Origin of the sequence: Nocardia sp. CA-290969, assembly GCF_050936135.1 — a bacterium.
In the GTDB taxonomy this organism is placed as follows: Bacteria; Actinomycetota; Actinomycetes; order Mycobacteriales; family Mycobacteriaceae; genus Nocardia.
In genome coordinates, this window is the sequence record NZ_JBNJNJ010000001.1 from 2,754,331 (window position 1) to 2,781,009 (window position 26,679).

Sequence of the window (26,679 nt, forward strand, 5' to 3'; positions counted from 1 at the left end):
GCCGCCCGCCCCTAGCCCGCCGTTTCCGCGGTGAGCACGTCGAGCAGTTCCTGTTCCAGTGCGACGAACCCGGGATCCGTGATCATCGAAAGATCGCGCGGGCGTGGCAGATCGACACGCACCGCACGGCGCACCGTGGCCGGCCGGCCGGACAGCACGATCACCCGGTCCGAGAGATACACGGCCTCGCGGATATCGTGGGTGATCATCAGCACCATCCACCGGTAGCGCTGCCACACACTCTGCAGCCACGCCTGCATCTCGGTGCGGGTCAGTGAATCGAGCGCCCCGAACGGCTCGTCCAGCAACAGCAATTCGCGCTCCTGGACAACCGTCCGCAGCATCGCCGCGCGCTGCCGCATACCGCCGGAGAGCTGGGCGGGACGGGCGTCTTCGAACCCGGACAACCCGAACACCTCGAACAGTTCACGGGCCCGTCGCCGGGCCTCCGCCTTCCCGACCCCGTGCACCTGTAGGCCCAGGATGGTGTTGTCGAGGACCGTACGCCACGGGAACAGCAGATCCTTCTGCGGCATATAGGCGCAGTGGCCCGGCACCGGCCCGGCGTCGCCCGCGCCGAAACGGATCGTGCCCGCGTCGGGCGTCTCGAGGCCCGCCAGCAGATTGAACAGCGTGCTCTTACCGCATCCGCTCGGGCCGATGACGGATACGAACTCGCCGGGTTGCGCCGTGAAGGAGACCCCGCCCAGCACCTGCCTGTTCATCCGCCGCCGGCCGGGCTGCGGGAACGATTTGGTGAGGGCCTCGACGACGATCCGGTGCCCGGGTTCATCGGCCACGGCGACTCCTGTTCTCCGCGCGCGACCACGGCGCGACGACCCGTTCGACCGCGAAGGTCAGCAGGTACAGCGCGACGCTGAGGAACGCGGTCACGAAAACCGCCGCCAGCACCAGATCGGTGCGGAACGAATTCTTCTGCAGGCTCATATAGATTCCCAGACCCCGGCGGGCCCCGACGTACTCGGCGAAGACCGCGCCGACCACGGCGTAGGTGATCCCGATCCGCAACGCCGTGAAGAACCGCGGGACCGCCGACGGCAGGCGCACATACCGGAACACCTGCACACGGGAAGCCCCCATACTGCGCAGCAGCGCCCCCGCTTCCCGATCCGCGGCGGCGAAGCCCTCGATCAGGCCGATCGCCATCGGGAAGAAGGTGACCAGCGCGACGACGAGCACCTTCGGCAGCAACCCGAAGCCGAACCAGATGATCATCAGAGGCGCGATGGCGATGATCGGCAGGGTCTGGGAGGCCACGAACAGTGGCACGAAGGCGCGGCGCAGCCACGGCGAGAAGTCCACGATCACGGCCAGCAGCCAGGCGAGGGTCAGCGAGACGGCGAATCCGGCCAGCGTCACCTGGACGGTGGCGGCGGCATGGGTGCCGATCTCGGCGCGGTGCGCCCAGCCCTGGTGCAGCACCCGCGCCGGGGACGGCAGCACCTGCGGGCGGATACCGCTGATCGCCACATAGGCCTGCCAGAGCACGACCAGTACCAGCACGGTCGCGGCAGCCGGCAGCACCCGGCCGACCCCGCCGCGCGCCACCGTAATGCCGGGCTTCGCGGAATCCTCGTGCCCGGACTTGTTAAGGGCCCGCGAGATAGTCATCGGTGAAGTACGTCGACCAGTCGGGTTCGGCTGCCAGTGGGGCCCCGTCGGGTCCGGTGAGCAGGCCCTTCGCGTAGAGGAATCCGGAACTGGCGGCCCATTGTTCGCGGGTCTGGGTGCCGACCCGCCCGGCCGGATCCTTCATGAACTGGCCGGCCAGCATGCGCTGGCTCTCGAAGACCAGCGATTCGTCGGGGAACGCTCCGGGGTTGGCGGCGAGGAGATCCCGGGCGGCCGCGTCGGGATCGTCGGCGGCGACCTGGTAGCCGCATTGCAGCGCCCGCACGAACTTCGCCGCACGGTCGGGGTTGGCGGCCAGCCAGTCCTCGTTGGCGTCGATCACGATGGCGTAGGCGTCCGGGAAACCGAAATCGGTGTAGCGGAAGTACTTCATCGGTGTGCCGTGGTGTTCGGCCTCGATACCCTCCCAGGCCAGATAGGAGACGGTGAAATCGGCCTGCCCGGAATAGACGGCCTCGTAGGCCGATGTTCCCAGGGTGACCGAATCGAATTCGCCGGTGCCGCCGTCGTTGCGGATCACCTGCTGCAACGCCTCCACCTCGCCCGGATCACCGAACCCGGCATAGGTTTTACCGTCGAGATCCTTCGGGCTCCGGATATCGGCCCGGTCGGCCTTCACCCCGATACCGGTCGCCCAATGTTGCAGGGGCGCGAGCACCGAGAGCGTCCGCCCACCGGACGCCCGCGAGAAGGTCGACGAATTCTGGGTACTGATCCCGAATTCGGCGTTGCCGGCGTCGATCACCGTATCGACCGCGGTGTTGTTGTAGGGCAGGATCTCCACGTCCAGGCCGGCCTCGGCGAAATAGCCGCGCTGCTGCGCCACGAACAGGCCGGTGTGGTTGGTGTTCGGTGTCCAATCGAGCGCGAAGCGGATGGTCTGCTCGTCACCGGTCCCCGCGGTGCACGCGGTGAGCGCGGTGAGCGCGGACAACGCCGTCAGCACGACGGCGACCGCGGCGAGGGACCGGCGCAGGCGGCCGCTCACGACGCGGGCCACGGCTGCGGATGCAGGGCCGTGTCCCAGAACATCAGCTCGTACCGAGTGGCGACGGTGAACGCCGTCGCCATGGCCGCACGTTCGCGATCGTTCGCGAACTCCGCGGCCGCGTCGACCAGCGCACGGGCCGCAGCCGCGGACTCCTGGAATTCCTCGGCGCCGTAGGTCGCGACCCACCGCGCGTAGGGGTGATCGGGATCGGCGGCGAGCACGGCGGCCGCGCGGGTGGCCAGGTCCCGGCCGACCTCCGCGTAGATCCAGAAGCACGGCAGCGCCGCCGCCGCGCCCACCGCGTACGACTCGGTGGCGGCGGTTGCGATCAGATAGGAGACGTAGCCGAGGCAGGCCTGCGAATGCTGCGGCTCGCCCGCCCGGGCGGGCAGCAGGCCCGAGCCGAGGAGTTCGTCGTGCAGCGCCGATTCCACCGACACCGCGGTGGCGGCCGACGTCGCCCAGAACTGCGCCGCCCGGACATCGGGCGATTTCGAGGCGAGGATCGCCAGCACCTTCGAGTAACCGGCGAGATACAGCGAATCCTGCTCGATATAGGTACGGAACACCTCCGGCGGCAAGGTGCCGTCGCCGAGCAGCCGGAGAAATTCCAGATCGTCGATCGCTGCGCGCAGATCCTTCGTCCGGTCCCAGAGTTGTTCGGTGAATCCGCCGGATTCGGTGGTATGCGCGGGCAAAGCCAAGACATCCCTTCGTCAGCATTACCTGGACAGGTTCTCGGGTGTGATCTCAGCCCCGCATTGTGCGGAGCACCCCGTGTCGGAACGAATCCGACCATACCAGTGGCGCGTCACATGACAAGGGGCACGGGGCATCGGATAATGCCCGCCGACCGGCCGCGGTCGCGATTCGGGCCTCCGCCGTCCCACTCGGAGGGCGGGTGCCGCGCTCGGAAGTGCCCGCACGCCGCCATGCCGAAGGTCGCGAATACGGTCCGAAGCCGGCCCGTGGCGGCGCTGATCCAGGCGGCCCGCGACCCGATCTCCCGGTCACCGAAGGTCACCTCGGGCCTTTCGTCACCTCCGGCCGGCGCCACCTGTTCGCCGCCGGCCACATCCGGTTGCCGGGGCTGTGACACGTCCCAGGCGCGGGCCGGTTCCGCCGCGCAATCCGGACAGCACGTAGAGTTCTGGGCGCTGGACCGCCGGTCGAACTGTCTCGAGGACCACACCGGTACCCAGGCGGCGTTGCGGACCGGCTCGCTGGACACCGCGACCGGCTACTACTTCGGCGGCGCGGAGATCGACGGCCGCCGGTTCGCCGGCTACGCCGAGGGCGCCGCCACCGCCTGGCTGCGCGATCAGGGACTCGCCCAGACCTTGCGCGACCAATACGACCTGCTGCGCCTCGAACTGCCCGACGCCGGGGTACGCAAGCGGAAGGTCCTGTGCGGCGGCCATTCCCTGGGCGGTTTCCTCACCGGCTATTTCGCCGGCTGGGATTTCGACGGCGATCCGGCCACCACCGCTGATACCGGCGACAACCAGTGCGGCGGCTATTTCGCCCTCGATTCGGTGGTCCGGCCCGGTCTGGGGCTGCGCGGATTCGAGTTACCCGACGTGCCCGCACCCCTGGCCGGGGCCCTGGAACAGCTGTCGCTGCGGCTCGACACCGCGCTGCCGGTGTTGCGGTTCCCCGCGGTGATCAACCCCGAGACCACCAATCTGCTCGCGCTGGCCGGCCTGGCCGCCCGGCTCTCTCCCGACGGCGTGAACGATCTCGTCCGCAGGCTGCCGGACAATCTCAATATCACCGCCACCCTGCGCACCCTGCTCTCCCGCGACGCCGCCGCGTTCCTGACCGGCATACCGGACGCCCGGACCCTGCAGGCGAGTAACGAGGCGGTACTCGGGGCACTGCTCGACGACAATTCCCAGCCGCTGGGGTTTCTCCAGGCCAGTGCGGGTTTCCCGGCGGGCGGGCCCGTCGCGCCCAAGGATTTCCCGCTCCCCGATGCACTGGCGCGCAGCCCGCTCGCGCTCGGCTTCTTCGGAAACGCGCCCAAGGTCTCCCCTGCCCGGCACCACCCGGATACCGTCTACCGGTGGCTGGACCACAATGAATTGCATTCGACCGCAGCACCTTTCACCGACCCCGGCAGCGAGGTCACCTCCATCGCGCAACTGGCCCGCGATCTGTGCGAACCGCCGCTGGATTTCACGGAGTGGTACTTCCCGTCGCGGCTGGCCCTCGATCTGCAGCAACGGACCGCCCCCTCGGTCACCGCGCACCACCTCTACCCGGACCTGCTCACCGACCGCCCGGTACTCACCGTCCAGGGCAGCGGCGGGCTCCCGCTCCCCGAATCCGGCAGCCGACGCGAAACCCGGATCACCCTGCCGGGGTACAACCACCTCGACGTTCTCACCGCCGCCCACCCGGCCTCCGACGGTGCACCCGAACCGGTCGCGGTGCAGCTGGCCGCCTTCGCCACCGCCTGAACACGGCCGGCCTCGCCGGCACACCGCGTCCCGCTTCCGCGAGCTGTACTCTGTGTGCGGCCGCGGCGTCGGCGGCTCCGGATATTCCGGCAGAACCCAGGTGAGCGGCTTTTGCTCAGCGTGCCGTTGCGGTGGGCAAGCACCGCCCGATCCGGCCCGGACGCTCTACTCTTCTCAGGTGGATGCAGATTCCGGCAGCATGGTTGTACCCAAGCCGATTGCTGCGGGCGTGGACAGCAGTCTCGATATTCGGCAGGAGGCTGCGGCGGATGCTGGAGTCACCATCGACAGCGGGTGGCGGGAGGTCGCCGAGACCGGCCTCGCCTTCGTCCGCCGCTTCGCCTGACCGCTCACAGCGCGGCGTAGACCTGTTCGATCAGGTCGTGGGCGCGGCGGTCACCGGCCAGCCAGTCGCGGCGCAGGTTCGGCAGGAACGCGAACGCCACCTCGTGTTCGAGGTCGCCCACCCCGACCGCGCCGGGATGCCCGAAAGCGGTGGCGCGGGCGGCGGCGGGCAGGACGAAATTCTGTGAGTGCAGCATGAAGCCGAGGCCGAAGGCGCTCTCCAGCAGAAGCACAGCATCGCGGCCCCGGACCTGTTCCGCAGTCGCGGCCCGGAGGTCGGGGGCCGGGAGCAACCGGCCCGCGGTCAGGTCGCGGTAGAAACCGGCCAGCGCGCGGGCCGTCGTGACCAGGCCCGATCCGGGCCAGCCACCGGCGAGTACCTCGGGTTTGTGGTACGAGCCGGCCGGGTTCACCGAGGCACGTGTCACCAGGGACCCGGGATCCGCGGACGCCTCGGCCATCTCGGCGACGGTGCCGGCATCGAGGGGTGCCCGGTCGCTCCAGCGCCGCTCGTTCTCCGGTGGGAACCGCACGCGCGCCGCCCGCGCGATCACCGGCGCCGGTACGCCGATCCACAGTGCTGCGCCCAGCCGGCGGCGGGCGACCGGCCGTATCGCCGGTCCGGCGCCGGACGAATTCGCCGGCCAGCCAGCCGTAGGTCAGGGCGTGGTAGCCGTGGGTGGTACCGGGCGGCCAGAGCGGCACCTGCCCCGCCAGTTGTGCAGCCATCGCCGCGGGATCGGCCGCTTCGGCGGCGGTCACCGGGCGGTCGAACGCGGGGAGCCCGGCGCGGTGACTCAGCAGATCCGCCAGGGTGGTGGTCTCCTTACCGGACACACCGTATTCGGGCCAGCACGTCGTCACGCGGTCGGTCCAGTCGGCGCCCGCCTCCCGGGCGGCGAGCAGCACCGCGGTGGCGGTGACGGCTTTGGTGCACGAGAACGTGGGGCACGGGTGTCGCGTTCCCCACGGCCGGGCGGCGCGGTCGTCGGCGATTCCACCCCAGAGGTCGGCGACCGCACGGCCGCGGACGAATACCGCCAGCGCCGCACCCAGGGCGCGGCCGTCGGCGAGATTCGCGGCGAAGAGGTCGCGGACTCCCCGGAAAAGCCGGGTCGACCCAGCCGTGTACAGCAACGCTCACCGAAAAAATTAGAACACGTTTCACAACAGCCGGGTCGCCGTCCGAGCGTGGCACACCGGTGGGCCGCACTCGCGCGCCTAGACTTCCGCGCAGCTGATCCCGGTTTTCGCAGATATCGCCGAGCCGAACCACCAGGAGGATGCGTTGTCGCTGATGGCTCGCGGGCTCGCCTGGTCCGGGCTGTATCTCGCGGCGGCGATCGTCCCGCTGATCTTCGCCGCGATCGGTGTCGCCGACGCGCAACGCGGGTTCTGGACGGAGTTTTCGGTCGCGCTGGGGTTCGTCGGCATGTCGATGCTGGGGCTGCAGTTCGCGCTGGTCGCCCGGTTCCGGGCGGTCGCGGCACCGTTCGGGGAGGACGCTCTGGTGCAATTCCACCGGCAGGTGTCCTATGTGGCGCTGGCGTTCATCCTTGCCCATCCGGTACTGCTGCAGCTCGCCGGTACCGACATCATCGGCCTGCTGAACCTGGCGCAGGCACCGCCGCGGGCGCGGTTCGCCGTCGCCTCGACCGTGCTGCTGCTGATCCTGATCGCGACCTCGGTGTGGCGCAAACGGCTGCGCATCCGGTACGAGATCTGGCAGATCTGCCACGGCGTACTGTCCGTGCTCGTGGTCGCGTTCGCGCTCGCCCATATGATCCTCGTCGACTACTACCTCGACGCAGTGTGGAAGAAATGGCTGTGGGCGGTGATGACGCTCGCCCTGGTCCTGCTGCTGGTGTGGGTGCGCGTGGTCGGGCCGCTGCTGCGGCTGCGGCGGCCCTGGCGGATCGAGCGGGTCACCGCCGAACGCGGTGACGCGCATACTCTCGGGCTGACACCGGTGGGCCACAAGGGGTTTCGCTTCCAGCCGGGACAGTTCGGGTGGCTCGTGGTGGACCGCACACCGTTCTCGATCACCGCGCACCCGTTCTCCTTCTCCTCCAGCGCCGAGGACACCCCGGGCGTCGAGATGACGATCAAGGCGCTGGGCGATTTCACCTCGACCGTCGGCGATATCCGGCCCGGCACCCGGGCCTACGTCTCGGGGCCGCACGGCGTCTTCACCCCAGACCGCAACGAGGGTCCCGGATTCGTGCTGATCGCCGGCGGTATCGGGATCACGCCGATGGTGAGCATCCTGCGGACCATGGCCGACCGCGCCGACCGCCGGCCGGTCCTGCTGCTGTACGCGGTCCGCTCGCTCGACGATGCCACGATGGACGAGGAGATCCGGGCGCTCGAACGACGACTCGAACTCACGGTGGTCCGGGTCCCGGAGACTCCGCCCACCGGCTGGACCGGCGATCACGGCTACCTCGACCGCGCCGTGCTGGCCCGGCATCTACCGGACGGCTATCGCCGGTGGCAGTACTTCGCCTGCGGCCCGGGCCCGCTGGTCACCGCCGTGGAAGATGCCCTCGCTGCCCTCGGTGTTCCCGCCGAGCACCTGCACACCGAACGATTCGACTTCGTCTGAACGGGGCCGCCATGCGCCATGTCTACACCACCCGCGCTGTCCTCGCGATCACCGCGCTTCTGCTGATCGCCTCGGCCTGCTTCGCCCTCGCAACCGGCTGACGCCGGCCGCACGTTTCCGCCGGGATGCGAACCGTCCGGCACGGCGGGCGATATCGAGCGCCCGGAGCAGTTCGCGCGCCACCCCACGGTGCGGGCGGTGGGCCGACACGCAGCACCTCAGTGCCGTAGTGCCGCTGCGGCGATCTCCAGGAAGTCGCGCAGGAGTGGGCCGGGCCCGTCGGTGGCGACAACCAGGCAGGTCTGCACCTCGGGCGCGTCGGTGACGGGGACGTGGACCAGGTCGGGACGGGAGTAGGACCGCGCGACACTGTGCGGGACGAGCCCGATGCCGTGTCCGGACGCGATGAGTTCGAATTTCTCCTCGAGGGTGGTGGTCCGCCGTGTCGGCAGATCGAGTACGCGCTGACTGTCGAGGTCGGCGCGGGTGAGTTCCGGGCGCGCGGCCAGGGGATGGGTCGCCGGCATACAGGCGACCTTCGGTTCCGAGCCGACGGGGATTAGGTGCAAACCGGAGTCGTCGAAGGGCCGGCGCAGGTAACCGACCTGGGCCCACCGAACGGGCCGTCACCAGCTGGGAGGCGGAGGTCGCCGACAATATCGCCCGCGGCGCCGTCATCGACACCACCGCCTGACCGTCACCACCGTCACGGCTCCGGTATCGCCGTGCGCACTTCACAAAAGGAAACCTCCACGATGAGCAGAGTTCTCGACAATCTCGCGGCGATCGCCGATCAGCTGCGCGAACAAGGCCCGGAAGCCGAAAAGCTGGGCAGGCTCCCGGATTCGACCGCGGAAATGCTGAAAACGGCAGGGCCCATCCGGTTGCTGCAACCGATGAAATACGGCGGATTCGAGGCGCATCCGCGCGAATTCGCCGAAGCGCGCCGCCCGCGCCCGGCGACCCCAGGAGTGACCGTGCGAAAGATTCAGTGCCGCAACTGCGGAAACCGGGTACTCGTCGAGAAGTACAGCCCGAGCCACACCAGTGTGCAATGGCTCGACGATGCCGAATCCGCCTGCCCGGAATTCGCCCGGCGGGCGGCCTTGGGCGAGCCCAGCAAGTGGATCCCGACGTGTGCGGCCCTGCGCGATTCGATCGAGCGGGCCGTGGCCGAGGGCGAGCTGCCCACCGACGAACGCCGCAGCGAACCCGTTCCCGGCCACCTCGGCTGAACCGTTCCCCGCGACCGCTCACCGGGAATAGCGGACGCGCTCGTCCGTGGACCTGGCAGCGTGGTCGGAAAATACGCCGAAATGGAGGTCGACGATGACATCGGAATCCCGGGCCACGCATCCGCTGCGGGAGGTGCGCACCGACGCCGGCGTGCTGCGCTACTACGAAGCCGGCGCCGGTACGCCGCTACTGCTGCTGCACGGTTCCGGGCCGGGCGTCACCGGGTGGCGCAACTTCCGCGGCAATCTCGACGTCTTCGCCGAACGATTCCGCTGCCTGATCCTGGAGTTCCCGGGGTTCGGGGTCAGCGACGATTTCGGTGGTCATCCCATGGTCACCGCGCTGGATTCGGTGGTGCGGTTCGTGGACGCGCTCGGGCTGGACCGGGTCGATATCGTGGGTAACTCCATGGGCGGCGGGGTCGCGCTGAACTATGCGATCGCCCATCCGCAGCGGGTCGGCAAGATCGTGACCATCGGCGGGATCGGCAAGAACCTCTTCAGCCCCGGCCCCGGCGAGGGCATCCGGCTGCTCCAGGATTTCACCGAGAACCCCACCCGGGAACGGCTGATCGCCTGGCTGCATTCGATGGTGTACGACCCGGCGCTGGTCACCGAGGAGATGATCGAGGACCGCTGGGCCCAGGCCACCGACCCGGCCACGCTCGACAGCGCGCGCCGCATGTACAGCCGGGCCGCGTTCACCGCGATGGTGCGCGCCATGGACGCCGCGGACGTGCCACCGCCGTGGGCCATGCTGCACAAGGTGCAGGCGCCCACCCTGGTGACCTGGGGTCGCGACGACCGGGTGAGCCCGCTCGATATGGCACTGATCCCGATGCGCACGATCCCGCGCGCCGAACTGCATGTGTTCCCCGATTGCGGGCACTGGGCGATGATCGAGCAGAAGGCCGCGTTCGAATCCGCGGTGCTGGCCTTCCTCACCCGTAAGGACTGACCGTCCGGGGCGGGGCACTAAGCCTTGTCCCCCTGGCGACAGCCGCGAGGGCTCGGCGGCCCGCCACTCGGTATTGCGATCAGGGCGCGGTCGCCGAATCTTCGGCGACCGCGCCTTTTTCTAGCGCTGGGTACTACCGGCGTCGACCGGCAGCGTCACTGCGGTGATGTAGCGGGCCTCCTCGGAAGCCAGGAACAACGTGGCATTCGCGATATCGACCGGCTCGACCCAGGGAATCGGCAGCATATTCATCGTTGTCGCGGCCTCGGCGAATTCCTCGCGGGTAGGGTGCTCGCGATCCGGCCGGAACGATCTGCGGACCATATCGTTCTGGATCATCGGAGTGTCCACATTGGTCGGATGCACCGAGTTCACCCGTACCCCGTGCGGCGCGAGTTCCTGCGCCAGCGACCGCATCAGCCCGACCACACCGTGTTTGGCGGCCGTGTAGTGGGCCACGCCCACCAATCCGCGCAGCCCCGCGATGGAACTGGTGAGGATCATCGACCCGCTGCCCTGGGCGATGAGGTGCGGTGCGGCGGCTTTGCAGGTCTGCCAGACACCGGTGAGGTTGACGTCCAGCATGGTCCGCCACTGCTCTTCGGTCAGTTGCAGACCCGGTGCGCTGGAGGTGATCCCGGCGGTCGCGCACACCACGTCCAGGCCGCCGAGCTCGTTCACCGCCGCATCCGTCGCCGCCCGCAGCGCCGCCCCGTCGCGGACGTCGACCGCGGCGGTGACGATTCTCGCTCCTGTCTGCTCGACCGCGCGTACCGTCTCCGCGAGGTCGGCCGGGGTGGCCGGCGGGATGATCACCGTCTCCACCGGCCCGCAGATATCGACGGCGACGATATCGGCGCCCTCCTGTGCCAATCGCAGCGCCTGCGCCCGCCCGATTCCCCGCGCCGCCCCGGTGACCAGCGCGATCTTGCCCGAAACCCGTCCCATCTCACACCTTCTGAGTAAGTCCGGCGTCCACCACGAGTTCGGTTCCGGTGATGTACCGGGACTCGTCGGACGCGAGGAACAACACCGCATTGCTGATATCCACCGGCTCCACCCACGGCACCGGCAGGATCGTGCGTTGCGCCAGCACCCGCGCCGCATCCTCCTCGGTGGGGTTCGGCAGGTCCGGGCACAATTTCGCGAACACGTCGTCGTTCAGGATCATCGGCGTGGCCACCGACCCGGGATGGACGGTGTTGACCCGGATACCCCGCGGCCCCAGCTCATTGGCCAGGGTCCGGGCCAGACCGACCACCGCGTGTTTGCTCGCCGAATAGTGGGCGGCCGACGCGCCACCCTTCACGCCGTTGGTGGAACCGACGATCACGATCGAGGCGCCCGCGCCGAGATGCGCGCCGGCCGCGCGGACGGTGTGCCAGGCACCGGTCAGGTTGATATCGAGGGCCCGTTGCCACGCCTCGTCGGACAGGTTCCAGGCCGGCGCGAGATCGGCGTAGACACCGGCGTTGGCCACGACCACATCGAGGCGGCCCAGTTGCACCACCCCCGAGTTCACCGCTTCCTCCAGGCCGAGCGGGTCACGCACATCGGCGAATCCGGTGATACACCGGCGCCCACTGCGTTCCACCTCCTCGGCCGCGGCGGCCAACCCGGCCGCGTTCCCGGCGAGGTCGAGGGCGACGATATCGGCGCCCTCCTCGGCCAGTCTCCGGCAGTGGGCCCGGCCCATTCCACCGGCCGCGCCGGTCACCACCGCCACTCGATCCACCAGGCGCGTCATCGCGCACCTCCGCTGTTCACCGCATTCATGTACGCGACGCTAGGTTCGGCACGGGCGCGGCGAACCGCGTTCTCCCGGTGACCGGGCGGCCCGCGATACCCTCCCGGTCAGCCGAACCGGTCTCCCGAGTCCGGCCTGCGGCGGATCCGGCACGACGAAACTAGAACACGTGCTATTTTTCGGCCATGACGAAGCTGATCGTCGCCCTGCACGGCGCCGGACTCGCTGCCCGGCTGCGCGCACCGGAACTACGGGAAACGCTGGCCGCCGGCGGGGCGACCGCGGTGCAGGTGCACCTCGACGACACCGAGGTGGCGCCCGCGATGATGCGATTCGGTCCCGGCGCACGGATCACCGCGCTGGTCTCGGTCTGGACCGAGGGTGACCCTGCCGCGGCCGTCACCGCGGTAGCGCGGATCGCCGGCGAACCGGCAGCACACGCCTACCGCGTGCATGAGCACGTCCGCCTCGACCCACCACCGGTACCGGACGGCACGCGCAGCGACGCCCTCGTCAATCTGGCTCTGCTCCGCAGGCCCGCCTCGATGTCGAAGGCGGACTACCTGCGGTACTGGCTGGTCGAACACACGCCGATCGCCATCCGCACGCAGAACACCACCGGCTATGTCCAGAACACGGTCGAGGAGGTGCTCACCCCGTCCGCTCCGGAGGTCGCGGCCATCGTCGAGGAACATTTCCCGATGGGCGCGATGACCGACCCGCATCTGTTCTACGGCAGCCGCGGCGACCAGGACGAGCTCGAGCGCCGGATCACCGAACTGCTGGCCAGCGTCGCGCGATTCGGCGCGGACAAGGACCTGGATCTGGTGCCCACGAGCCGCTACCACTGGAACCTCTGACGCAGCCGGTCCGGTGACACCGGACCGCGAGCACCGTTACGACGCCCGCCTACCCGGCGCGGCACACGTTCGGCCGGTCAGGAGTTGTCGCCCCGCAGGGCATCGATGGCGGCCCGCAGCCTCGTCGCGGCTTCCGCGGCGACGGATTCCAGCGCCGGTTCACCGGTCACCTGGACCATCACATCCGGGTTCATCGCTTCGACGCGTACCGCGCCGGTATCGTCCGGATCCCGGCGCACGACGACATTGCAGGGCAGCAGGAGTCCGATCTGCCGATCGATCTCGACCGCCCGATGCGCCAACGGCGGATTACAGGCCCCGAGGATGAGATAGTCCTCCATCTCGTAGCCGAGTTTCGCGCGCAGGGTAGCGGTCATATCGATTTCGGTGAGGATGCCGAACCCCTGGTCGGCCAGCGCGGCGCGGGTGCGCCGCACGGCCTCGTCGAAGTCGACGACCAGCGTGGTGGACAGCGCCGGTGCGGTGGTGCCGGACATGAGCTGCTCCTCTGCTCGGTGGATGCGGAGGACCCGGCACGGATGTCGTATCCGGCGGGCCCGCCCGGACCTGCCGTGACGGGTCCGGGTACGCCCCGGCCACACTGAGCAGCGGGCCGGTGCCGACGAGCGTCCTCAGAATACGCCGCGTGCCCCGCGGGCCGCGGCCGCCGAGTACGGCCGTGCTTCGGTACACCCCGGCGTGCTGGTACCGGCACAATGAGGTTGCCCGAAAACCCGTTCTGCTCCGGAGTATTCGAATGTCGCGTGTGAACCCTTGGTGGACGAGTGACGGCGAGAACGCCAGGGTCATCAACGAGCTCGACGAAGAACTCGGCTCGGAACGGAGGGCGCGCAGCGACCTGGCCCACCGTGTGGCGACCGAACAGGCCGAGCTCCGCAACGACCTCGCGCAGGTGGGTTCCCGGATCGACGCGATCACCGACCGGATCGGCGCGGTCGTGGAGTGGACCGAGCTGCGCTTCCAACTGGTCGAATACGACGAATACCGGGCTCGTGCGGAAATCCGTAAGGTCTTCCGGGCTCTCGCCCAGGACCGGCCCGTCCCGCTACCCGAGGTCGCCGACGTCCCCGGCTACTGGCTGCCACCGGCCGCGCGGGCAGCCCTGCCGCTCGTCCCGCGCGGGCACCGGCCCAGCGGGGACCCGTTCGCCGACCCGGGGCTCGTCGCGGCGCACGAACGCGACGAAATCCGCACCGAATTGTTCGCCCTCGCCGTGGGCCTGTGCTTCGACCTGCCCGCCTTCACCGAAGCGGCCGTGCCCCGGCTGCTGTCCCGGCCGGTCGGCCTCGGCCACACCGAGGAGGGCCGGGTCGCGGTGGGCTGGCGCGCCCTGTGGGAGCACACGGCCCGCGGCGCCTTCGGCCCCGCCGCTGCCGCGGAGCTGGCCGACCACCTCGCGGCGTCTTTCGACCCCGCCACCCTCGACGCCGGCGAACTCGCGGCCTGGGACCGTGCGATCGATACCTTCGCCGCCGCCTCGACCAGGGCCGAAGCCGTCACCGCACTGCACACCCACTTCACGGCCGGCGCCGGCGCAACCGAAACCTTCACCGCGCAGGACAACCCGTACTGGCGAGATCTCCTCCAGGAATTGGTCGAGGAGCCGAGCCCCGGCGAGCGGCCACTGACGGACGCCATGGACGCACTGCACCTGCCCGGCGGGCAGTTACGCCACTCGGCACCGAGCTGGGCCGCGGCCGCCGGCACGGTCGCGGAGCTGATCCGCCGCGATCTGTTCGATCCCGCCACGCCGGTGCCGCTGCGCCAACTCGCCCTCCGGCTCGGTACTCCGCTGCTGCGGGCGCGTCTCACCGAGACCCCCACCGCGCCGGACCCGGTGGTCACCACCATCGAACGCCGCGGCGTGACGATCGAGGTCACGAGTGCGGGATACGACAGCAGGCAACTCGCCGTCGTCGACCACCGGATCATGGCGCACTACCTCGCCGATACGCCGTCGACCACCGCAAACGCCCTCGGAGCCGGAGCACTGGCGGGCCTCGCCGCCGTCGTGGCCGTATTCGGCCCGTGGTTCGTGGCGGTGCTGTCCGCGCTCGGCACAACAATTCCCTTGTGGAACTACTTCCGGGATCGTAGGACCGCCCGGGCCGCGGCGGTTCACCGGGACGAACAGCTGGCCGAGGTCCGCGCCGCACTCGACCGGGCCGGCGAGAGCCTCCGGGCCGAGGAGCGCCGGCGTTCCGAACAGCACCGAGCCGCCCGCGCCGCGCTCGCGCACTTACTCACAGCGCTGCCCACCGCACAGGTCTGACCCGGCGCGCGTATGCGGTCGTGGCCCCGGCCACGAATCACTCGACGGTGTCGCGGAGTCACCGAGCGCACCCGGCCACCGCCGCGTGGGCGGTCACGCCAGAGCTGCCTGCATGGCGACCCCGTTGACGTACGAATGCTTCTCCTTGACCGCACCGTCCTCGACCAGCACGAAATCCGCGAGGTCCACGCTGACGTTCCGGCCGGTGGCCGAGGTCCCGGTCAGCTTCCACCGGACGACCCAGAAGTCCGCGCCGACGCGCAGCGAGAGCTGCTCGAAGGTCAGATCCGGAACCAGTGCGAAGGTGCCCGCGGCGGCTTCGCGGATAGCGGCCCGGCCCCGGGCGGGTTCCTGACCCGAATGCAGGTGGAATACGGAATCGGTGGTGTGGAGCTGCACGATGCGGTCGGGGTCGCGGGCGGCCCAGCACGCGTGGTAGCGCTCGAACAGTTCACGAATTGTATTGGTCACGATGGCAACTCCGATCGATTGAATGCCCCGGGGACGGCGATGAGGACAAGTATCGAGCGGTCTCGTCCCGGTGGCGATGGGCAAACGCCCCCACTTCGAGCGGCTCCGTTGTGCACACGCACTGCCGGCACTAGGTTGAGCGATAGTGAGCCAGGACACACAATTCGAGACCTCCCGCCTGCTGCGTGCGCTCCGGGCCGATGCGGCCGCGATCGCCGAGCGGGTGACCGCCCGGATCGAGCACGACGACGCCGACTACGACACCGTGGCGCTCGGGCATGACGAGCTGTTCACGCTGGTGGCCGACAGCTGCGCGGCCTGGCTGGACGCTCTCGCGGAGATTCCGTACGAGCTCGAGCCCGCGCGCCGCGCCGGGCGGCTCAAGGCCGAGCGCGGTATCCCGCTGGAGAGCCTGCTGCACGCCTTCCGGGTCGCGGGATTGGTGTTCTGGGAGATCATCGTCGAATACGCCGGACCCGGCGACCGGGCGGCGCTTCCGCGGTTGTCCACGCTGGTGTGGGCCACCGTCGACGACTACTCGGTGGCCGCCGGCGCGGCCTACCGGCGCGTCGCCGCCGCCGGATCGGCCCCGCCCGATCAGGCGTTGCTGCGCGCACTACTGGATCCGGGCCTGCGGCCCGAACAGCGCCGTGAACTCGTCCGCAGGATGCGGCTGCCGGCCCGAGCCACCGCGGTCCTGCTGGTCGGCGATGCCGATCCCGCCACGGCCGGAGTGACCACCGTATCGGCCGTCGTCGGCGACGGCCGGGTCACCCTGGTCGTCGCCGGCTCGGCGGCTGCACTCGATCGAGCACTCCGGTCGGTGCGGGCACGAGCCGGTGCGAGCCGGCCGTTCACCGATTTCGCGGCCGCACCCGCCGCACTCGACCAAGCGCGTCTCGCGTTCCGATGCACGCGCCCGGCGGATACCGGAATCCACACCTATGCCTCCGCGCCGGAGCGTGTCCTGATCGCCGCGAATCCCGCCCTGGCCGCGGATGTCTTCGCGGAGGTGCTCGCCGCATTCGATCGGCTCGAACCCGGCGATGCCGAACTCCTCGCGCATACCGCCCTGGCCTGGTTCGAATTCGGCGGTTCCACCTCCGCGGTGGGCGAACGCCTGCATCTGCATCGCAATACGGTCCTGCACCGGCTCAAGCGGATCGAACGGCTCACCGGAAAGCTGTTCGCCGTGCCCGCCGACGCCGCGCTGCTCTATCTGGCGCTGCACACCCGCGTGCTGCGAACCCCCGATGACCGACCGTGATCGTCCGCGGACCTGCGACGCGCCGGCCGATACCGCACCGCGGGCTCATACTCGCCCGAGCAGGCTGTCGCGCTGGGCGTCGATCACGGCGCGGATCGCGGCGACCACCGCGGCGACCTCCGGCCGGCGCAGGGTTTCGGCCCGGGCGACCAGCCAGTAACCGAGGGTCACCGCCACCGAATCCGCCAGGACACGCACCAGATCGGGATGGCGGTCGGCCATGAAGCAGGGCAGCAGCCCCAGGCCGGCCGCGGCGCGGGTCGCCTCGACATGCACGAAAACATTGGTGGAGGTGACGGATTCGCGCATGGCCGGGACGAAGCCGGAGGCCAGATCGAGGTCGTCGACCTGGAGCATGGAATCGATGAAATACACCAGCGGATGCCGGACCAAATCATCGATCGACGCCGGGGCCGGGTTGTCGCGCAGGTAGCCGCGCGAAGCGTAGAGGCCCAGGCGGTAGTCGGCCAGATGCGTGGCCGTGGCGCGGCGCACCTGTGGTTCGCCGACGACGATCTCCAGGTCGAGGCCGGAACGCTGGCGGGACGCCCGCCTGGTGGTGGCCACGATCTCGACCGAGATATCCGGATGCTGCCGCCGCACCCGCGCGGCGGCGGGCGCGGCGATATAGGCGCTGAAACCGTCTGTCGCCGACATCCGGACCACGCCTTCCAGTGTCCGGTTCCCGTCCGCGCCGGTCGCGAGGGATTTCACCGCCGATTCCACCGCCTCGGCCGCGGCCAGGGCCTCCTTGCCGAGTTCGGTCAGTTCCCAGCCGCCGGTCACGCGGGTCAGGACGCGGCCGCCGAGGGTCTGCTCCAGGGCGGCGATCCGGCGCGAGATGGTGGTGTGGTTGATACCCAGGACATCCGCGGCAGTCACGAAACGGCCGGACCGGCCGACCGCCAGGAGAACCAGAAGGTCGTCCGCGCTGGGACGGCCCGATAAAGCGGCGCTCATATCTGCATTTTCGCACAGAGCTCCTGCACAAATGGTCATTGCGGCGTAATCCCTCTGCACCAATACTCGGTTCAGCCGAATAATGTGGGGACCGTCACATCACCGATGATGTGCGGCCCCGGGCACGAAGGAGAAGTGCGATGAGGGAGCACAGCGCCGGGTCCGTCCCGGCCGCCCCGGCGGGCGCCGATTCCGGCACCACGTCCGGTTTGCGGCGGGTGGTGGCCGCGTCGATGGCGGGCACAGTGGTCGAATGGTACGAGTTCTTCCTCTACGGCACCGCCGCCACGCTGGTGTTCAGCAAGGTGTTCTTCGCCGAGGGCACCAGCGATCTGGACGCCATCCTGGCCGCCTTCGTCACCTACGCGGTCGGTTTCGCGGCGCGCCCGCTGGGCGGTGTGGTGTTCGGGCACTACGGCGACAAATACGGCCGGAAGAAGCTGCTGCAGTTCAGTCTCGTCCTGGTCGGTAGCGCGACGTTCCTGATGGGCTGCCTGCCGACGTTCGGCCAGATCGGCTACTGGGCGCCGGCGCTACTGGTCGCCTTGCGCTTCATCCAGGGTTTCGCGGTGGGCGGCGAATGGGGTGGTGCGGTGCTGCTGGTCGCCGAGCACAGCCCGAATCGCAGCCGCGGTTTCTGGGCGAGCTGGCCGCAGGCGGGTGTACCCGCGGGCAATCTGCTGGCCACCGTGGTGCTGCTGGCGCTCACCACGACTCTGTCCGACGAGGCGTTCCTGAGCTGGGGCTGGCGGGTCGCGTTCTGGTTGTCGGCGGTGGTGGTGCTGGTCGGTTACTACATCCGCACGAAGATCACCGATGCGCCGATTTTCGTGGCGGCCCAGCAGGAAGCCGAGCAGATCAAGGCCGGCTCGCTGAGCGTGGTCGAGGTACTGCGCCGCTACCCGCGCGGGGTGTTCACCGCCATGGGGCTGCGGTTCGGCGAGAACATCATGTACTACCTGGTGGTCACCTTCACCATCACCTATCTGAAGGTGGAGGTCCACGCCGACACCTCGGTGATCCTGTGGTGGCTGCTCGCGGCACACGCGGTACATTTCGTGGTGATCCCGCTGGTGGGCCGTCTGGCCGACCGCTTCGGCCGCCGGCCGGTCTACCTGATCGGCGCGCTGACCGCCGGCACCTGGGGTTTCTTCGCCTTCCCGATGATGGACAGCGGTAACAACCTGATCATCGTGTCCGCCATCATCATCGGCCTGGTCTTCCATGCCTTCATGTACGCCGGGCAGCCCGCGATCATGGCCGAGATGTTCCCCACCCGGATGCGCTATTCCGGTGTGTCCCTGGGCTATCAGGTCACCTCGATCGTGGCGGGGTCGCTGGCGCCGATCATCGCCGTCCGGCTGCTCGACACCTACGGTTCCGCGGTACCGATCGCCTGGTACCTGGCCGGCGCGGCGGCGGTCAGCGCGATCGCGGTACTCGCCGCCCGCGAGACCAAGGGACTCAGCCTGGAGAAGGTCGACCAGGACGACGCGGAGAGCCTGCTCCCGGCGAGCCCGGAAGTGCCTGTGCGATGAAGGAACTCGCGGGACGTAACGCGCTGGTGACCGGCGGTGCGAGCGGGATCGGCGCGGCCTGCGCCCGCGCGCTCGCGGCGCGCGGCGCGACGGTGACCGTGGCCGATATCGACCAGGCCGGCGCCCGGGCGGTGGCCGCCGAACTCGGCGGCCACGCCTGGACCGTGGACCTGCTCGATGTCTCGGCGCTCGAGAACCTGGAACTCGACACCGACATCCTGGTCAACAATGCCGGTGTCCAGCACATCAGCCCGATCCAGGAGTTCTCGCCCCAGCGGTTCCGCGAGTTGCTCGCCCTGATGGTGGAGGCACCGTTCCTGCTGGTCCGCGCCGCGCTACCGCAGATGTACCGGCAGGGCTGGGGGCGGATCGTCAATATCTCCTCGGTGCACGGTTTGCGCGCTTCCCCGTACAAGGCCGCCTACGTGACGGCCAAACACGGGCTGGAGGGGTTGTCGAAGGTGACCGCTCTGGAGGGCGGCCCGCACGGAGTGACCAGCAATTGTGTCAACCCCGGGTACGTGCGAACCCCCTTGGTGGACAAGCAGATCGCCGATCAGGCGGCGGCGCACGGCGTCCCGGAGCAGGAAGTGCTGGAGAAGATCCTGCTCACCGAGAGCGCGATCAAACGGCTCGTCGAGCCGGTGGAGGTCGCGTCGCTGGTGAGCTGGCTGGCGTCGCCGCAGGCCGGGATGGTCACGGGCGCCGCCTACACGATGGACGGCGGGTGGAGCGCGCGATGAGGGCATGCTCCACCTGACCAGGGCGCCCCGGGCCGGCGATCCCTCGCCGGTCCGGGGCGCCCCCCGGGCTGTCGGTGCGGACTCCGGCCGACCGGATCAGCGCCAGCGTTCCAGCAGCTCGGTGGCCGTACCGGTCAGCGCCCGCTGCAGGAACGGGCCGAAACTGACCCGCGCGACCCCGGCTGCGGCGAGTGCGCCCCGATCCCCTTCTTCCGGGAAGGCGACGGCGTTCACCGGCAGCGGCAGTTCGTCGCACAGGCGGCGCAGCGTCTCCGGGTCGTGGAAGCCCACCGGGTAGAGCACGTCGGCGCCGGCTTCCGCGGCCAGCCGCAACCGGGCCACGGCGCGGTCGAGGCGGTCGGCGTCGGCACCGATACCGCGCAGGAACAGATCGGTGCGCGCGTTCACCACCAGGTGCACCCCGGCGTCGTCGGCGGACCGGCGCAGAGCGCCGACGAAATCGGCGTGCTCCTGCGCTTCACGCAGCCGCCCACCCTCGCTGTGCACGGTGTCCTCGATGTTGAGGCCGACCACCCCCGCCTCGATCAGCCCGTCCACCAATTGTTTCGGCTCCAGTCCGTACCCGGATTCGATATCCAGCGATACCGGGATCTGCACCGCGGCCGTGATCTCGCGCACCCGGCCCAGCGCCTCCGCGAACGACATACCTTCGCCGTCGGATCTGCCCAGCGAATCGGCGAGCGGGTGGCTGCCCACCGTCACGCCTGCGAAACCGGCCTGCTCGACCAGCCGCGCGGACCAGGCGTCCCATACCGTCGGCAGGATCACCGGATCACCGGGCCGATGGAGTTCCAGGAATGCGGCGGCCTTCTCGGACAGTGTTGTCATGGCATGGACCCATTTCTCGGGAGGCGGAAATCCGGCCCGGCCAGAATACTGCGGCGTGGATACGTTCAGTCGGTCCGCGGGGCGGGCGCATTCACCCGATCGCTGCGGTTCGCGGCCGGATCACGGAACCCCGGGATATTCAACGCCGCGCCGATGGCGCCCAGCGCTTCCGCGGTGGTCCGGTCACCGAGGAAATCCCAGCCGGGGAAATCGGCGCCGCGGGCGGTTCCGGATCCGGCGAGCTGGTCGAGCGCCAGTCCGGCGTGTTTGTCGAGGTAGTGCAGCAGGGTTCCGACCGTGACCTGCTGCCCGTGATAGTTGGTGATCTTCTCTTCGAGAAACGCCATGCCACCGCCCCTTCCGTCGAGGTGTGCCTGTACGGCCCGGCGGAAGGCGTTCATATCGATGCCCGCCGGGTCGATTTTTCCTTCACTGGAGTACTCGCGGTGCCCGACGCAATCGCCCGCGCCGCGACCGATGCGACGGAGGATGGCGGCGCAGCCCCGTTCGTAGGCGTCGAGCTGGGCCGCGGTCCAATCCCACGGTGGTGTGCCGCGGGAGACGGCTTCGATACCGATGGTGTGGTAGTTCGCGTTGTCCGTGGGCCAGCCGGGCCAGCTGCCGCGACCCGCGTGCCAGCAGACACCGACGGCGATCACGCGGTAGGTGCCGTCCTTCTCGAGGACCAGTTGCGCGAGCGGGCCGGGCAGGCCGGGCCGGCCGTCCTGGACCACCCGCCAGTCGTTCGGTCCGCCACCGGCCGTGTGATGGCACAGCACCCCGCGGATATCGAGGAAGTCGCCGTGCCCGCGTTGCCGCCAGCCGTCGTGTTCGATGACGGGAAGGCCGGCGGCGCGGAGCACATCGGCCAGCCATACCGGATCTCCGGTCCAGCTCATCGGATCTCCCTTCCGCGGGCGCCTGCGTCTGCGCTCGCTCTCGCGGTGCGAGCTGCGGTGATAGGCAACCGCTCTACTTCAGAGTAGGCCTATAACGGTCTCTTTTCAACCCCGTTCGGTCCCATTAAGGCCGTATTCGGCACCTTCCATCAGTGGCCGGCGGACACCACGCCGAAACAATCGGGCACTTGATCAGACCGGGTGCGATCCCGAGAATGGTCGACATGGATGCGACGCCCGCGGAGCCGGACGAACCGACCGGCGAACAGGCGCGACTGGACGCGGCGCTGGGCGCGGAAGTACGGGCGATACGAGCCCGGCGGGGCTGGAGCCAGGAGGCACTGGCCGAGAAGACCGGGTACAACAAGAAGACCATCGCCCGGCTCGAACGTGGTGAGCGGGCCATGACCATCGCGCAGATGTACCGGATCTGCCGGGCCTTCGAGATCCGGCCCAGCGAACTACTCGGCGCCGCCGAGAAGGAAATCGGTATCCAGTAGCAACGCCGGATCCACCCCGCGCTCGCGTTGTTCGGCGACGAACGACGACACGGTGGTGGTGCTGCGATCACCTATCGGTTCGTCCGCCGGCCCGGCGGCGGGGCGGTCCGGAGCCTCGTTGCCCATGAGCGTTTCCCGTTCTGGCCGATCCACGCTTGCGCTTGCTACCCACCCGGATCGCGGGCACTGTGGCACCGGATCCTGCCGCCGAGTGTAATTATTTTCCCGCTTCCCGCCTAGGCCGGCCGCCCGCCGATCCCCCGGGGCGGCAACCGATCCGCACCCGGTTACCCGGGGCGCATCGCGGCGTTTGCGCAGATGAAGGCAGAATATGGCCGGTGAGTGCAACACTGCAGGCCAGCGGACTCGCGGCCGGACACGCCGAACGCACCTTGTTCGCCGACCTCGATTTCACCCTCGCGCCCGGCGATGTGATCGGACTGGTCGGCGTCAACGGCGCCGGTAAATCGACCCTGTTGCGGATGCTCGCCGAGGGCGCCGCGGGCGAAGGCCGGATCACGCTGAGCCCGCCCGACGCCACCGTGGGATACCTGGCCCAGGAACCCGAACGCCGCGCCGGCGAAACCGTCTTCGAATTCCTCGCTCGCCGAACCGGGGTCGCGCACGCCCAGCAGGTGATGGATGCGGCGGCCGAACGTCTCGGCGAGGGTGGCACCGACGACTACTCCCCCGCACTCGAACGCTGGCTCGCCCTCGGCGGCGCCGATCTCGAACAGCGCGCCGAGGAGGTCGCGGCCGATCTCGGGCTGCTCGACGGCCTGGCCGGGGGCCTGCAGACGCCGATGACCGGCCTGTCCGGCGGACAGGCCGCCCGCGCCGGTCTCGCGTCGGTTCTGCTGTCGCGCTTCGATATTCTGCTGCTCGACGAACCCACCAACGATCTCGACCTCGACGGTCTCGAGCGCCTCGAACGCTTCGTCAGCGGTATCCGGGTGCCACTGATGGTCATCAGTCACGACCGCGAATTCCTCGCCCGCACCGTGACCAGCGTCCTCGAACTCGACCTCGCCCAGCAGCAGATCGGCTTCTACGACGGCGGATACGACGCCTACCTGGCCGAACGCGAGATCGCGCGGCGGCACGCGCGCGAGGTCTACGACGAATTCGCCGATACCAAAGCGGCGTTGGAAGCCCGCGCAGTCAAACAACGCAACTGGATGGAAGCCGGTGTGCGCAACGCCCGCCGCAAAGCGAAGAACGATTCCGACAAGATCAGCCGCAAGACCCGGGCCGAGACCACCGAGAAACAAGCGGCCAAGGCCCGCCAGACGCAGCGTCGCATCGAACGGCTCGAGGTGGTGGAGGAACCGCGCAAGGAGTGGGAGCTGCGCATGCAGATCGCGGCGGCCCCGCGCAGCGGTTCGGTGGTCGCGACGGCGAACAATGCCACGGTCACCCGCGGTGAGTTCACCCTCGGACCGATCACCACCCAGATCGATTGGGCGGACCGCATTGTTCTGACCGGCGCGAACGGCTCCGGAAAGTCCACTCTGCTCGCACTGCTGCTCGGCAAGCTCACCCCCGATACCGGGACGGCCGGGCTCGGTTCCGGCGTGCACCTCGGCGAAGTGGATCAGGCGCGCGGGCTGTTCCGCGGCGCCGCCACCCTCGCCGCCGCCTTCGGCGCGGCCATGCCCGATTGGCCCGAGGCCGAGGTGCGCACCCTGCTCGCGAAATTCGGTCTCCGCGGCCCACACGTGAACCGACCCTGCGACACCCTGTCGCCGGGCGAACGCACGCGAGCCGCGCTGGCGCTGCTCCAAGCCCGCGGCGTGAACCTGCTCGTCCTGGACGAACCGACCAACCACCTGGACCTGCCCGCCATCGAACAACTCGAGCAGGCCGTCGATTCGTTCACCGGCACACTGATATTGGTCACTCACGACCGCCGCATGCTGGATTCCGTCCGCGCGACCCGACGATGGCGGATGACCGCCGGGAAACTCACCGAGGAGTAACGAAGCCCGCCGCAACCTCGAATCGGCGCCCGTACCCACCCATCAGACGCGGGTCACCGCCGAATACGGCGACGATGTGCCCCGGCAGGTGACCGCGGAATCCCCGCCGCGGTCCGGGTGCAGCGCAATCCCGGTCGGCCGCACTCGGAGATTCGATCACCGCGCGGCGTTGTCGTCCGGCCCGTTCACCGAGTCGGTGTGCGCCCGCGGCGCCGCGGCGGGCTCGGCACTTCCGGTACCGCGACGCCGCCGAGTCGTGAAGAAGACAGCGGCTTCGCGGATCGCGTCTTCGATGGGCCTCGGCCGCCAGCCGAGTTCGCGTTCGGCTTTCGAATGATCGAGCGGGGTCATGATGTGCATCAGGCGCATCGTCACCCGGGTCACGCGGATATCGCGGCGGGTGATCCACGCGTAGAGCTCACCCAGGAGGCCGGCCACCGGCAGCAGTTTGCGCGGTATCCCGTATTTCGGTGGGGCGGCACCGGTCACGGATGCCGCGAGGTCGAGCAGTTCGCGGGTTGTGCGGTAGCCCGCGGAGACGATATAGCGCTCCCCGATCCGCCCGCGCTCGCCCGCGAGCACGAGCGCGTGGGCCGCATCGCGGATCCCGACCACCTCCGCCCCGGCGCCCCGTACGTAGAACGGCATCTTGCCGCGCGCGGCCGCGGCGATGAACGCGCCGTGCGGCGTGGGCAGATAGTCGCCTTCGCCGTAGGTGTTCGCGACGCACATGGCCACGGCGGGCAGCCCGCGTTCGCGCGCGTACCGCAGGACGAGGTCTTCCGCCTCGACCCGCGCACGGACATACGCTCCGCCGGCGCGGGTCCAATTGTGCGGGCCGGATGATTCGTCCAGCACACCATCGCCGATGGGTAGAGTCGCGACCGAACTGGTGAACACGAAACGCCGCAGCCCCGCCTCGACCGCCACGTCCAGTACGGTCCGCAGACTCGTCACATTGGTGCGGAACAGCGGTGTGGGGTCGCGCAACCAGGGCCGCGCGTCGACGACGCAGTAGTACACGATGTCGCAGCCGCGCATCGCGGCTCGCAACGCTTCGGGGTCCTCGATACTCCCGGTGACCAGTTCGATGTCCGAACCCGCGAGGGCGCGCAAAGAACTCGTCTCGCGCACCATCGCCCGGACCCGCTCGCCCTGTTCGACCAGATGGCGGGTCACATGAGACCCGAGGAACCCACTCGCGCCGATCACCAGCCTGTAGCTCGCCGCGTTGTTGTGCCCGGCGTTCGTCATCGGGGCCCGCATGCCTCAGCGCACGGAACCCGCTCGTCCGTTCCGGCGAATCCGGTCATCGTCGACCACCTCGGTCACTCGTCCTACGCACCCGGGCACGGCACCCGGCAACCCGCTACGCACACCGTAGCCGACCCGATGGACAACCGGCTGTACTCCTGTCCATATCCCGTCGACCCCATCGCCCGCCCCAGCCCCGGACTGCCCGCGAGCGGGGCACGGAGCCGCTGGACCGGGCGGCGTTCAGGATCGACTCGCCGGCCGATACGCCGGGCCCGCACTGCGACGGGGAGTACGCGGTGCGGCGGGTGCACCGGTCGGGGTCGCGGTCGTGCCCCCGCCCTCTTCGACGAGGCCCGGAAGGTGAAGTGGTCCGGTTACGCCCGGCCCGGCACCGGTTCGGGCCGCAAGGCGGCCAAGGCGAGACGGGCGTAGCGGCGCCAAACCTCGGGATCACGGATTCCGAGGTCGAGCAGGGCGCGCGCCACGCCGGAGACCAGGATCTGGACGTCCACGCCGGTGGCATCGTCGCGCAGCGTTCCCTGCGCGCGGCCCAGTGCCAGAATCTGTTCGAGATGCTGTTCGAGGCGTTCGTCACCGAACCCCTCGACACCACTGAGAACTTCGATCATCAGCCGGTCCTCGGCCAAGCGCGTGGCGATCCGCTCGAGCAATTCCTCGAGCGCGTGGTAAGCGTCGGTCCGCGCCGCCTCGACCGCGGTGACGGCCAGCCGGTGGAACCAGTCGATATGCATCTCCGCCAGCGCCCGCACCAGATCGGCCTTGGTCGGGTAGCTGCGGTAGACCGTCGCCTTGCCGACGCCGGCCCGCGCCGCGACCTGTGGGATGGTGGCTTCGAGCCCGTTCTCGGTGAAGACCTCGATCGCGGCGGCGAGTACCCGCTCGTGATTCTGCCGGGCATCCGCGCGCCGGCCCGCCCAGCTGGGGTCGCCGGCGGACGCGGGGTCCTGCTTCGCGGACGCCCTTCCGGTCATGGTTCCTCCTGCGCGAGATGGGCAGCGGCCCTTCGTAATCGACCGTGAGACGCACGTCTCATATCGCTCTCCGGG

At 69.5% G+C, this 26,679-nt stretch carries 28 protein-coding genes and 2 pseudogenes; 13 read left to right on the forward strand and 17 right to left on the reverse strand.

Annotation, left to right across the window (positions count from 1 at the left end; all coding sequences use genetic code 11):
* Positions 1-11: 11 nt before the first annotated feature.
* From ACQEVO_RS12770 to ACQEVO_RS12785, 4 genes are all read right to left on the reverse strand, one after another.
* Positions 12-800, reverse strand: a complete 789-nt coding sequence (locus ACQEVO_RS12770; RefSeq protein ID WP_432912534.1) for an ABC transporter ATP-binding protein — start codon at positions 798-800, stop codon at positions 12-14.
* Positions 790-1,545, reverse strand: coding sequence for an ABC transporter permease (locus ACQEVO_RS12775; protein WP_432922643.1), 756 nt, complete (start codon positions 1,543-1,545; stop codon positions 790-792). Before ACQEVO_RS12775 ends, ACQEVO_RS12770 begins: the two co-directional genes overlap by 11 nt.
* Positions 1,546-1,609: 64 nt before the next feature.
* Positions 1,610-2,641, reverse strand: a complete 1,032-nt coding sequence (locus ACQEVO_RS12780; protein WP_432912537.1) for an ABC transporter substrate-binding protein — start codon at positions 2,639-2,641, stop codon at positions 1,610-1,612.
* Positions 2,638-3,348, reverse strand: coding sequence for a TenA family protein (locus ACQEVO_RS12785; protein ID WP_432912540.1), 711 nt, complete (start codon positions 3,346-3,348; stop codon positions 2,638-2,640). The genes ACQEVO_RS12780 and ACQEVO_RS12785 overlap by 4 nt, the downstream gene beginning before the upstream one ends.
* A gap of 228 nt (positions 3,349-3,576) precedes the next feature.
* On the opposite strand from ACQEVO_RS12785, the gene ACQEVO_RS12790 reads away from it, so the two are divergent.
* Complete coding sequence (locus ACQEVO_RS12790) at positions 3,577-5,106, forward strand: hypothetical protein (RefSeq protein ID WP_432912542.1); 1,530 nt, start codon at positions 3,577-3,579, stop codon at positions 5,104-5,106.
* A gap of 178 nt (positions 5,107-5,284) precedes the next feature.
* Entirely contained in the window at positions 5,285-5,452 is a 168-nt protein-coding gene (locus tag ACQEVO_RS12795; protein ID WP_432912544.1) for a hypothetical protein, read from the forward strand.
* A gap of 4 nt (positions 5,453-5,456) precedes the next feature.
* On the opposite strand, the gene ACQEVO_RS12800 is transcribed toward ACQEVO_RS12795, so the two are convergent.
* Positions 5,457-5,984, reverse strand: coding sequence for a serine hydrolase domain-containing protein (locus tag ACQEVO_RS12800; RefSeq protein WP_432912547.1), 528 nt, complete (start codon positions 5,982-5,984; stop codon positions 5,457-5,459).
* A 136-nt stretch (positions 5,985-6,120) separates the two neighbouring features.
* Positions 6,121-6,588: pseudogene (locus ACQEVO_RS12805) on the reverse strand (serine hydrolase domain-containing protein); the annotation flags it as partial.
* A gap of 160 nt (positions 6,589-6,748) precedes the next feature.
* Here ACQEVO_RS12805 and ACQEVO_RS12810 point away from each other — a divergent pair.
* Positions 6,749-8,056, forward strand: coding sequence for a ferredoxin reductase family protein (locus ACQEVO_RS12810; RefSeq protein ID WP_432922645.1), 1,308 nt, complete (start codon positions 6,749-6,751; stop codon positions 8,054-8,056).
* A gap of 218 nt (positions 8,057-8,274) precedes the next feature.
* Here ACQEVO_RS12810 and ACQEVO_RS12815 read toward each other — a convergent pair whose 3' ends face one another.
* On the reverse strand, positions 8,275-8,652 hold the full coding sequence (locus ACQEVO_RS12815) for a LysR substrate-binding domain-containing protein (RefSeq protein ID WP_432922646.1): 378 nt from the start codon (positions 8,650-8,652) through the stop codon (positions 8,275-8,277).
* Between the two features lie 159 nt (positions 8,653-8,811).
* Between ACQEVO_RS12815 and ACQEVO_RS12820 the strand changes: the two are divergent.
* From ACQEVO_RS12820 to ACQEVO_RS12830, 3 genes and pseudogenes are all read left to right on the forward strand, one after another.
* Positions 8,812-8,997: pseudogene (locus ACQEVO_RS12820) on the forward strand (hydroxylase); the annotation flags it as partial.
* A 36-nt stretch (positions 8,998-9,033) separates the two neighbouring features.
* Positions 9,034-9,291 carry a hypothetical protein gene (locus ACQEVO_RS12825; RefSeq protein WP_432922649.1) on the forward strand — a complete coding sequence of 86 codons (258 nt, stop codon included), beginning with the start codon at positions 9,034-9,036 and terminating at the stop codon, positions 9,289-9,291.
* A 94-nt stretch (positions 9,292-9,385) separates the two neighbouring features.
* On the forward strand, positions 9,386-10,249 hold the full coding sequence (locus ACQEVO_RS12830) for an alpha/beta fold hydrolase (RefSeq protein ID WP_432912550.1): 864 nt from the start codon (positions 9,386-9,388) through the stop codon (positions 10,247-10,249).
* A gap of 120 nt (positions 10,250-10,369) precedes the next feature.
* On the opposite strand, the gene ACQEVO_RS12835 is transcribed toward ACQEVO_RS12830, so the two are convergent.
* Together ACQEVO_RS12835 and ACQEVO_RS12840 are read right to left on the reverse strand one after the other, a co-directional pair.
* Entirely contained in the window at positions 10,370-11,197 is an 828-nt protein-coding gene (locus ACQEVO_RS12835; RefSeq protein WP_432912553.1) for a mycofactocin-coupled SDR family oxidoreductase, read from the reverse strand.
* 1 nt (position 11,198) lies between these two features.
* On the reverse strand, positions 11,199-11,996 hold the full coding sequence (locus tag ACQEVO_RS12840) for a mycofactocin-coupled SDR family oxidoreductase (RefSeq protein WP_432912555.1): 798 nt from the start codon (positions 11,994-11,996) through the stop codon (positions 11,199-11,201).
* Between the two features lie 185 nt (positions 11,997-12,181).
* Between ACQEVO_RS12840 and ACQEVO_RS12845 the strand changes: the two genes are divergently transcribed.
* Positions 12,182-12,856, forward strand: coding sequence for a hypothetical protein (locus ACQEVO_RS12845; RefSeq protein ID WP_432912558.1), 675 nt, complete (start codon positions 12,182-12,184; stop codon positions 12,854-12,856).
* 77 nt (positions 12,857-12,933) lie between these two features.
* On the opposite strand, the gene ACQEVO_RS12850 is transcribed toward ACQEVO_RS12845, so the two are convergent.
* Positions 12,934-13,353 carry a DUF302 domain-containing protein gene (locus ACQEVO_RS12850; RefSeq protein WP_432912560.1) on the reverse strand — a complete coding sequence of 140 codons (420 nt, stop codon included), beginning with the start codon at positions 13,351-13,353 and terminating at the stop codon, positions 12,934-12,936.
* A gap of 269 nt (positions 13,354-13,622) precedes the next feature.
* On the opposite strand from ACQEVO_RS12850, the gene ACQEVO_RS12855 reads away from it, so the two are divergent.
* A complete protein-coding gene (locus ACQEVO_RS12855; protein WP_432912563.1) occupies positions 13,623-15,149 on the forward strand; it encodes a hypothetical protein in 1,527 nt (508 codons plus the stop codon).
* Between the two features lie 93 nt (positions 15,150-15,242).
* Here ACQEVO_RS12855 and ACQEVO_RS12860 read toward each other — a convergent pair whose 3' ends face one another.
* Positions 15,243-15,620: a nuclear transport factor 2 family protein gene (locus ACQEVO_RS12860; RefSeq protein WP_432912566.1), complete on the reverse strand. Its 378-nt coding sequence runs from the start codon at positions 15,618-15,620 to the stop codon at positions 15,243-15,245.
* 145 nt (positions 15,621-15,765) lie between these two features.
* Here ACQEVO_RS12860 and ACQEVO_RS12865 point away from each other — a divergent pair, with 145 nt between their 5' ends.
* On the forward strand, positions 15,766-16,887 hold the full coding sequence (locus tag ACQEVO_RS12865; RefSeq protein ID WP_432912569.1) for a PucR family transcriptional regulator: 1,122 nt from the start codon (positions 15,766-15,768) through the stop codon (positions 16,885-16,887).
* 45 nt (positions 16,888-16,932) lie between these two features.
* Here ACQEVO_RS12865 and ACQEVO_RS12870 read toward each other — a convergent pair whose 3' ends face one another.
* Complete coding sequence (locus tag ACQEVO_RS12870; protein WP_432912571.1) at positions 16,933-17,847, reverse strand: LysR family transcriptional regulator; 915 nt, start codon at positions 17,845-17,847, stop codon at positions 16,933-16,935.
* A 140-nt stretch (positions 17,848-17,987) separates the two neighbouring features.
* On the opposite strand from ACQEVO_RS12870, the gene ACQEVO_RS12875 reads away from it, so the two are divergent.
* Entirely contained in the window at positions 17,988-19,385 is a 1,398-nt protein-coding gene (locus ACQEVO_RS12875) for an MFS transporter (RefSeq protein WP_432912574.1), read from the forward strand.
* Entirely contained in the window at positions 19,382-20,128 is a 747-nt protein-coding gene (locus tag ACQEVO_RS12880; RefSeq protein ID WP_432912577.1) for a 3-hydroxybutyrate dehydrogenase, read from the forward strand. The genes ACQEVO_RS12875 and ACQEVO_RS12880 overlap by 4 nt, the downstream gene beginning before the upstream one ends.
* Positions 20,129-20,224: 96 nt before the next feature.
* On the opposite strand, the gene ACQEVO_RS12885 is transcribed toward ACQEVO_RS12880, so the two are convergent.
* Positions 20,225-20,977 (reverse strand): isocitrate lyase/PEP mutase family protein, encoded by a 753-nt coding sequence (locus ACQEVO_RS12885; protein WP_432912580.1) that lies wholly within the window; start codon positions 20,975-20,977, stop codon positions 20,225-20,227.
* A gap of 65 nt (positions 20,978-21,042) precedes the next feature.
* Positions 21,043-21,876, reverse strand: a complete 834-nt coding sequence (locus ACQEVO_RS12890) for a peptidoglycan recognition protein family protein (RefSeq protein ID WP_432912583.1) — start codon at positions 21,874-21,876, stop codon at positions 21,043-21,045.
* A 224-nt stretch (positions 21,877-22,100) separates the two neighbouring features.
* Between ACQEVO_RS12890 and ACQEVO_RS12895 the strand changes: the two genes are divergently transcribed.
* Positions 22,101-22,376, forward strand: coding sequence for a helix-turn-helix domain-containing protein (locus ACQEVO_RS12895; RefSeq protein WP_432912586.1), 276 nt, complete (start codon positions 22,101-22,103; stop codon positions 22,374-22,376).
* Here the strand turns inward: ACQEVO_RS12895 and ACQEVO_RS12900 are convergent.
* Entirely contained in the window at positions 22,338-22,529 is a 192-nt protein-coding gene (locus ACQEVO_RS12900) for a hypothetical protein (protein ID WP_432912589.1), read from the reverse strand. The two genes, ACQEVO_RS12895 and ACQEVO_RS12900, sit on opposite strands and share 39 nt — an antisense overlap.
* A 185-nt stretch (positions 22,530-22,714) precedes the next feature.
* On the opposite strand from ACQEVO_RS12900, the gene ACQEVO_RS12905 reads away from it, so the two are divergent.
* Complete coding sequence (locus tag ACQEVO_RS12905) at positions 22,715-24,355, forward strand: ABC-F family ATP-binding cassette domain-containing protein (RefSeq protein WP_432912592.1); 1,641 nt, start codon at positions 22,715-22,717, stop codon at positions 24,353-24,355.
* Positions 24,356-24,511: 156 nt separating this feature from the next.
* On the opposite strand, the gene ACQEVO_RS12910 is transcribed toward ACQEVO_RS12905, so the two are convergent.
* Both ACQEVO_RS12910 and ACQEVO_RS12915 read right to left on the reverse strand, forming a co-directional pair.
* The gene (locus ACQEVO_RS12910) at positions 24,512-25,609 is read right to left on the reverse strand and encodes an NAD-dependent epimerase/dehydratase family protein (RefSeq protein ID WP_432912595.1); all 1,098 of its coding nucleotides are present in this window, start codon (positions 25,607-25,609) and stop codon (positions 24,512-24,514) included.
* 377 nt (positions 25,610-25,986) lie between these two features.
* Positions 25,987-26,604, reverse strand: coding sequence for a TetR/AcrR family transcriptional regulator (locus tag ACQEVO_RS12915; protein WP_432912598.1), 618 nt, complete (start codon positions 26,602-26,604; stop codon positions 25,987-25,989).
* Between the last annotated feature and the right edge of the window lie 75 nt (positions 26,605-26,679).